The sequence below is a fragment of the Corynebacterium sp. HMSC062A03 genome, from assembly GCF_001811145.1.
Taxonomy (GTDB): Bacteria; Actinomycetota; Actinomycetes; order Mycobacteriales; family Mycobacteriaceae; genus Corynebacterium; species Corynebacterium aurimucosum.
Genome location: NZ_KV803667.1, coordinates 1 through 342, shown reverse-complemented (window position 1 = coordinate 342; position 342 = coordinate 1). Strand labels below are relative to the sequence as shown.

1 pseudogene is annotated in these 342 nt (G+C 51.2%); it reads right to left on the bottom strand.

Going from position 1 to position 342, the window contains the following annotated elements:
• A pseudogene (locus HMPREF2781_RS12180) lies at positions 1-180 on the bottom strand (IS256 family transposase); the annotation flags it as partial.
• Positions 181-342 lie beyond the last annotated feature (162 nt).

Below are 342 nucleotides of genomic sequence, written 5' to 3'. Positions count from 1 at the left end.
GGAAAGAATCCAGTCAATAAAGATTTTGAAGTGCCGAATCTCGCTGGTGTGTGCGCGGGCATTAATCGATGAAACGTTGCATTTAGGACACAACCAGCGCTGGGTTCCTGCCGCGGTTTTGCCGTTCTTAACCAGTCCGTGGCCGCACATGTCACACGACGGCCGATTCCTATTAGCCATAGGAATTGGCCTTACCGCACCAGCAGCAGTCCTCCTATCACAGACCTAGGACTATCCAGTGTTGATTTCACAGATCGGGCCGTTGGAACCGATTCAAAATCAAGATCACCGTATTATCCCAGGCTGCCCCGGGAATCCGTATCGGTTTATCCACACGAAATG